A 6,691-nucleotide genomic window follows, 5' to 3' on the forward strand; every position below is an offset into this window, starting at 1 on the left:
GGAAGCGCGGCCTACAGGAACTCGGCCCGGCCTTCCATCGCCGACGATGCCAGCGCGTGTTCGCGGCGCGGTATCCTCCCGGCCGCTCTGGCCAGCCTACCGGCGATGATGGCGTGTTTGAACGCCTCCCCCATCAGTGTGGGGTTTTGCGCCCGTGTCACAGCGGTGGCAAGCAGCACGGCGTCGCATCCCAGTTCCATGGCCAGGGCGGCGTCCGACGCGGTGCCGATACCGGCGTCGAGGACCACGGGAACCGACGCGCGGGAAACGATGAGCTCGATGTTGTGCGGGTTGAGGATGCCCAGGCCGGTGCCGATCGGCGATCCCAGGGGCATGACCGCGGCCGCGCCGAGGTTCTCGAGCCGGAGCGCCAGGACGGGATCGTCGTTAGTGTAGGCAAAGACCTTGAACCCGCGGTTGACCAGTTGTTCTGTGGCCTCGACCAGTTCGACGGCGTCCGGCAGGAGCGTGTGCTCGTCGGCGATGACCTCGAGCTTCACCCAGTCGGTTTCCAGTGCCTCTCGCGCCAGCTCGGCGGTGAGGACAGCGTCGCGGGCAGTGAAGCAGCCGGCGGTGTTGGGCAGGACCCTGATCCCGTGGTCCACCAGCAGCTGGAACAGCGAACCGGTCTCCGCCGTCGAGTAGCGCCGCATGGCGACCGTGGTCAGCGACGTGCCCGAGGCAAGCAGCGCCGCGCCGAGCCCATCGAGGCTGGGGGCGCCGCCGGTTCCCATGATGAGCCGCGAGGCCAGGGGCACGCCGTCGATCACCAGGGCGTCGTCAAGGGCGGTGGCGGTTGTCGTTTCGGTCATGGTGTCAGCCTCCCTGCACTGCAGTGACAAGTTCGACGTCGTCCCCATCGGCGAGCGCGGTGGCGAACCACTGGCTGCGGGGTACCACCTGCGCGTTGCGCGCGACGGCGACGCCGAGTTTCCCGCCGTCCGTCGCCTGCCCGTCAGCAGCGAGGGGGCGGCCGGTCACCTGGCTGACGAGCGTGGTGATGGAAGCCCCGTCAGCCACGGTGTGTTGTGCCCCGTTGAGGGTGATGTTCATGCTGTCTCCTTGACGTTGAAGCGTGCTGCTGGCTGCCGGTTCCCCGAAAACCGGCCGGGGTTGAACGGCTCCCAGCGGCTGTCTGCTGTGCCGTCCATCAGGCCGCTGCAGATCGCGGCAGCCACGGGTGAGAGGAGGACCCCGTGCCGGAAGAATCCGGTGGCGATGATCAGCCCGGCCACGTGTCCGGACTGCCCCGCCTTACCTCCTGCGATGGCCGGGACCCGGCCCAGCAGCGGTGCATTGTCCGGCGTTCCCGGGCGGGCCCGGGCCGTGCATTCGAGCAGCTGGAGTTCGGCCACTGCGGGCACGAGTACCTGCGCATCGCGCAGGAGCTGGTAGACGCCTCCGGCGGACACGGCGCCGGCCCCGGACCGGGTGCCGCTGGTGGGCTGGACTTCCGCTGCCGCGGGCTGGTCCTCGCGCTGGGTCGCTCCAATGACCACCGTCCCGTCTTCCCGCGGGACGATGTACACGGGAACCCCCCGGACCAGCCCGCGGACCGTGGAGGTCACCAAAGGCTGGAGATGCCGCGGTACGGCCAGCCGCAGGATGTCGCCATAGACCGGGCGAAGGGGCAGTCGCAGCCCCTCCGGCAGGCCGGCGAGCGCGCGAGCATCGAGGCCGTTGGCCACCACGGTTTCACCGGCCAGGACGGTTCCGCCGCCCGCGAGCTGCACTCCGGCTACCGCCCCGTCCGCCCAGACAAGCCCCAGGGCCTTGGCGGGGAGGGCATAACCGTCAACAGCCCCCTCGATGGCGGTCTGCCGGCCATTCCCGCCGGAACCGTGCCGGGACAAGGCGCGCCGCAGGCTGGAGACGAGGAGCCGCGGGTCCACCTGGTGGTCGGCGGGGGTGTCCAGCGCGCACGCGACGGCGGGGCTGAGCAGTGGTTCACGCCTCCGGGCTTCGCGGACGGTCAGCGGCTCCACTGACAGCCCGCTCGCCTGCTGCACAGCGCGCAGGTCCATCAACGCCCGGCGGTCGGCGGCGTCGGCACCCACGGCGATGGTCGGCGTCGTCAGGTATCCGGAACTTTCGCCCGAGGCAGCGGCAAGGTCGGCTGCAAACCGGGGCCAGCGGGCCGACGAAGCGAGCATCAGGTCCAGGAGGTCTTCCTCCTGGTAGTGCAGCTCGCTGACGGGCGCCAGCATCCCGGCGGCGGCCCAGCTCGCCCCCGAACCGGGCGCATCATCAATGAGGACTACCGACCGGCCTGAGCGCCTGGCCTCCCAGGCGATCGCGTGGCCCACCACTCCCCCGCCGATCACCGCGACATCGGCGCGGACAGTTCCGGCGGTGCCGCGCTGTTCCGCGTGTGGCGGGTCCGTGTTTAGGGTGCCCATGTGTCTCCTTCCCTACGCCGGTATTAACCGGATCAGGTCAAGCGGTCGGCTCTGACGCCCTCTCAGCCCGGCGCTTTATGACAGCTGCCGCAGGCTCCCGCAGTACCAGGCAAGTCTAGAGGAACTAGGCTTGCAGCCATGAATGTGTCCCACTCCCCTGCCCCCGCCGCCGTCCCCCGAACGGATGCCTTTACCACCGCCGAAGGCACGTCCGGCTTGAGGGCGTCCCGCCTTTACCTCTGCACAGACGCCCGCCGGGAGCGCGGCGACTTCGCGGAGTTCGTGGATGCAGCCTTCGCCGGCGGCGTGGACATCATCCAGCTGCGGGACAAAACCATCGAGGCGGCAGAGGAACTGGACCTGCTTGCGGTCCTGAGGGAAACGGCACAGCGGCACGGACGGCTGTGGGCGGTCAACGACCGCGCGGACATAGCCGTGCTGTCCGGCGCACCGGTGTTCCATGTGGGCCAGAAGGACCTCCCCCTGCCCGCCGCACGCACGCTCCTGAACGGCAACGCGGCAATCGGCCTTTCCAGCCACGCCCCCGACCAGGTGGATGCTGCCCTTTCGGCTGCTGCCGGGCCCGCAGGCCTTGACTACTTCTGCGTCGGCCCGGTGTGGGCGACACCCACCAAGCCGGGCCGGGCCGCCGTCGGGCTGGACCTGGTGAAGTATGCGGCTGCAGCATCAGGCCGCCGCCGCACCGGAACGGGAGAAACTGTGCCGTGGTTCGCCATCGGCGGCATCGACCATTCCAACGTGAAGCAGGTCCTCGAGGCGGGGGCCCGCAGGATTGTGGTGGTGCGCGCCATCACCGAGGCTGCGGATCCGGCCGCAGCGGCAGCGTCGCTGGTTGCGGCCCTCGAGGACGCCGGTTCCTGACCTGCCGGTTTGCCGCCAGGCGGCACGGCCTGCCCTGCCCGGCGGTTGCACTGCATATTCGCCCGTCTTGGGGCTAGGCTGATTTTCGTGTCACACCATCGGCTGGCCCCCAACGTCCATGAGCACAACAACGCCCTGGAGGAAGCCCTGGGCGCGCTGCGAAGCGAACTGGAACTCCCGGGCCCGTACCCGGAAGAAGCGGTCCGGGACGCCGAGGCGGCCGTGGCAGCCCTGCAGCTTCCCGGGAATGACCTGACACAGATCGAATTCATCACGATCGATCCGGCGTCGTCCACTGACCTGGACCAGGCACTGTTCATCGAACGGGACGGCGACGGTTACCACGTGCTGTACGCCATTGCCGATGTCCCCTCCTTCGTCGCCCCCGGGGGCCCGCTCGATGCGGAAACCCGGCGCCGGGGCCAGACCTTCTACGCGCCGGACGGCCGGATTCCGCTGCACCCGGAAGTCATCAGCGAGCACGCAGGGAGCCTGCTGCCCGGGCAGGACTGTTCCGCCTTCGTGTGGGACTTCCGCCTGGATGCCGGTGCCGAGGTCACCTCCGCCACCGTCCGGCGGGCCCGGATGCGCAGCCGGGCAAAGCTCAGCTACAAGGGGGCCCAGGCCGAGCTGGATTCGGGCAACGCGTCACCGGTGCTGCAGCTGTTGCGGGAGGTCGGCCTCAAGCGGGTGGACCTCGAACGCGCCCGGAACGGCGCGAGCCTGAACATGCCCGAGCAGGAGATCGTCCAGCTTCCCGACGGCGGCTACCGCATCGCCGCAGCCCCGCAGCTTCCCGTCGAGGACTGGAACGCGCAGATTTCACTGATGACGGGCATGGCCGCCGCCCGGCTCATGCTGGATGGAAAGGTGGGGATCCTCCGGACCATGCCGGCACCGGACGAGCGCTCCCTCAACCACTTCAAGCTGCAGACCGAGGTGCTGGGAAAACCGTGGGACGGCGAGGTGGGGTACGGCGAATACCTGCGCACCCTGGATCCCACCGAACCCCGGCAGCTTGCCATCATGCACTCCGCAGGCATGCTGTTCCGGGGGGCGGCCTACACGGCATTTGACGGCAGCGTGCCGGACGATGCCGTGCAGTCGGCGATTGGCGCTGCCTACGCCCACACCACTGCTCCGCTCCGCCGCCTCGTGGACCGGTTTGTCCTGGTGATCTGCGAGGCGTTGTGCAACGGCGGGAACGTCCCGGCCTGGGCCCGGGAGGCCCTGCCGTCGCTGCCGGAGATCATGGCCGGATCGGACCAGCTGGCGTCCCGGATGGAGCGGATGGCCCTGGATACCGTCGAGGCGGCCCTGCTGGTGAACCATATTGGCCAGGAATTCGATGCCATCGTGATCTCGGGATCGAAGCCGCAGAAGGACAACGGCAACGGCGGCACTCCCGTTAACGGGAAAAACGGCAACGGGAAAAGCAGCAACGGGAACGGAAAAAACGGCAACGGCAACGGCGGTTCCGGCATCATCCAGGTGGCAGAGCCTGCCGTCACTGCCCGGTGCGCCGGTGAGCTGGAGTCCGGCACAAAGGTCCGGGTCCGGCTGGTTTCATCCGACATCGCCACCCGTGTGGTCCACTTCGAACTCGTGGACTGACCCCTGCCGGAGACTGCTGGCCTGCGCCGATGGCCCAAAAGCCGGGATTTTGGCCCTGTGCGGCTAGACTGAAGGAGTAGAAATGGATGCCCGGTCGTTGATTTCCTCGATTTGAAACCAACAAGCCCGCCCCTACGCGATCTTGAGATTTGCCCGCTGGTCGCCAGTGCCAGCATTTAGATAGCCCGCGATCGGCTTCCACTGGAACTGCTTGTGCGCCCGCGCGTGCTCCGGAACGGCCCCAGGGCCGGCCCGTTGAGCACGCAGCGACACATTGCCCAAATGAATAAGGAAACTCCCTGTGAGTGAATTGCATACCCACCAGCTCCTGACCGATGAGTCCGGTACCGAGACCATCGAGCCGGAAGAGACCATCATCTCGGACGAGAAGCCGCACGAAATCGCGGAGAAGTCGTTCGCCGACTACAACGTCCGCCAGGACATCGTCGATTCCCTGGCTGACGCCGGAATCACCCACCCCTTCCCCATCCAGGCCATGACGCTGCCGGTGGCCCTGTCCGGACACGACATCATCGGACAGGCCAAGACCGGTACCGGCAAGACGCTCGGTTTCGGCATTCCTGCGCTGCAGCGCGTTATCGGCCAGGACGATCCGGGCTACGCAAAGCTCGCCGTCCCCGGAGCGCCGCAGGCCCTGGTCATCGTTCCCACGCGCGAACTCGCGGTACAGGTTGCCAGTGACCTGCAGGCCGCATCGAGCAAGCGCAATGCCCGTATCGCCACGATCTACGGCGGCCGTGCCTACGAGCCGCAGGTGGAAGCGCTGAAGCAGGGCGTCGAGGTCGTTGTCGGCACCCCCGGCCGCCTCATCGACCTCTACAAGCAGCGTCACCTCAGCCTCAAGAACGTCAAGATTGTTGTCCTCGACGAGGCTGACGAGATGCTGGACCTCGGGTTCCTCCCGGACGTCGAGACGATCATCGCCGCCACCCCGGCAGTCCGCCAGACGCTGCTGTTCTCGGCCACGATGCCCGGCCCGGTCATTGCCATGGCCCGGCGCTACATGACCCAGCCCACCCACATCCGCGCCGCTGATCCGGATGACGAGGGCCTGACCAAGCGCGACATCCGCCAGCTGATCTACCGTGCGCACAGCATGGACAAGACGGAGGTAGTGGCCCGCATCCTCCAGGCCCGCGGCCGCGGGCGCACCATCATCTTCACCAAGACCAAGCGCACCGCCGCGAAAGTGGCCGAGGAACTGGTGGACCGCGGCTTCGCGGCCGCGGCCATCCATGGCGACCTCGGCCAGGGCGCACGCGAGCAGGCCCTGCGGGCATTCCGCAACAACAAGGTGGACGTCCTCGTGGCCACCGATGTCGCGGCCCGCGGCATCGACGTTGAAGACGTCACCCACGTCATCAACTACCAGTGCGTTGAGGACGAGAAGATCTACCTGCACAGGGTGGGCCGGACCGGGCGCGCCGGCAACAAGGGCACCGCCGTCACGTTCGTGGACTGGGACGAGGTGCCGCGCTGGGCGCTGATCAACAAGGCCCTGGGCCTGAACGTCCCCGAACCAGTTGAAACCTACTCCTCGTCACCGCACCTCTACACCGACCTCGACATCCCCGAGGGCACCAAGGGACGGCTGCCGCGCGACAAGCGCACCCTTGCCGGTGTTGACGCCGAGGTCCTGGAAGACCTGGGCGAGACCGGCAAGAAGAACAGCCGCGGCGGCCGCGGGGACGGCCGTGACCGCTCCGGGCGGGGACGCCAGGGCCGTTCCGGCAGCCGCGAAAGCGGCCGCGGCGGCGAGTCTGGCCGTTCAGGTG

At 68.3% G+C, this 6,691-nt stretch carries 6 protein-coding genes and 1 riboswitch; of the genes, 3 read left to right on the forward strand and 3 right to left on the reverse strand.

Annotated elements, in window-relative coordinates; all coding sequences use genetic code 11:
- Positions 1-11: 11 nt before the first annotated feature.
- The 3 genes from ACYQ1Z_RS12240 to thiO form a co-directional block, all read right to left on the reverse strand.
- Positions 12-812, reverse strand: coding sequence for a thiazole synthase (locus ACYQ1Z_RS12240; protein ID WP_459792798.1), 801 nt, complete (start codon positions 810-812; stop codon positions 12-14).
- A gap of 4 nt (positions 813-816) precedes the next feature.
- Positions 817-1,053, reverse strand: a complete 237-nt coding sequence (gene thiS / locus ACYQ1Z_RS12245) for a sulfur carrier protein ThiS (protein ID WP_459792799.1) — start codon at positions 1,051-1,053, stop codon at positions 817-819.
- Entirely contained in the window at positions 1,050-2,399 is a 1,350-nt protein-coding gene (gene thiO, locus ACYQ1Z_RS12250) for a glycine oxidase ThiO (RefSeq protein ID WP_459792800.1), read from the reverse strand. Before thiO ends, thiS begins: the two co-directional genes overlap by 4 nt.
- Positions 2,392-2,510: riboswitch (TPP riboswitch) on the reverse strand. (Overlaps the previous gene by 8 nt.)
- A gap of 27 nt (positions 2,511-2,537) precedes the next feature.
- On the opposite strand from thiO, the gene thiE reads away from it, so the two are divergent.
- The 3 genes from thiE to ACYQ1Z_RS12265 form a co-directional block, all read left to right on the forward strand.
- Positions 2,538-3,281 (forward strand): thiamine phosphate synthase, encoded by a 744-nt coding sequence (gene thiE / locus ACYQ1Z_RS12255; RefSeq protein ID WP_459792801.1) that lies wholly within the window; start codon positions 2,538-2,540, stop codon positions 3,279-3,281.
- A gap of 87 nt (positions 3,282-3,368) precedes the next feature.
- A complete protein-coding gene (locus ACYQ1Z_RS12260) occupies positions 3,369-4,895 on the forward strand; it encodes an RNB domain-containing ribonuclease (RefSeq protein WP_459792802.1) in 1,527 nt (508 codons plus the stop codon).
- A 301-nt stretch (positions 4,896-5,196) separates the two neighbouring features.
- Positions 5,197-6,691 (forward strand): DEAD/DEAH box helicase (locus tag ACYQ1Z_RS12265; RefSeq protein WP_459792803.1); only part of this gene is annotated, 1,495 nt, incomplete at its 3' end.

The organism is Arthrobacter sp. AD-310 (assembly GCF_054656615.1).

Excerpts from the sequence above, each read along its gene's own strand:
- ACYQ1Z_RS12240 (WP_459792798.1), bottom strand. The coding sequence starts at position 812 with ATGACCGAAACGACAACCGCCACCGCCCTTGACGACGCCCTGGTGATC.
- thiS (WP_459792799.1), bottom strand. The coding sequence starts at position 1,053 with ATGAACATCACCCTCAACGGGGCACAACACACCGTGGCTGACGGGGCT.
- thiO (WP_459792800.1), bottom strand. The coding sequence starts at position 2,399 with ATGGGCACCCTAAACACGGACCCGCCACACGCGGAACAGCGCGGCACC.
- thiE (WP_459792801.1), top strand. The coding sequence starts at position 2,538 with ATGAATGTGTCCCACTCCCCTGCCCCCGCCGCCGTCCCCCGAACGGAT.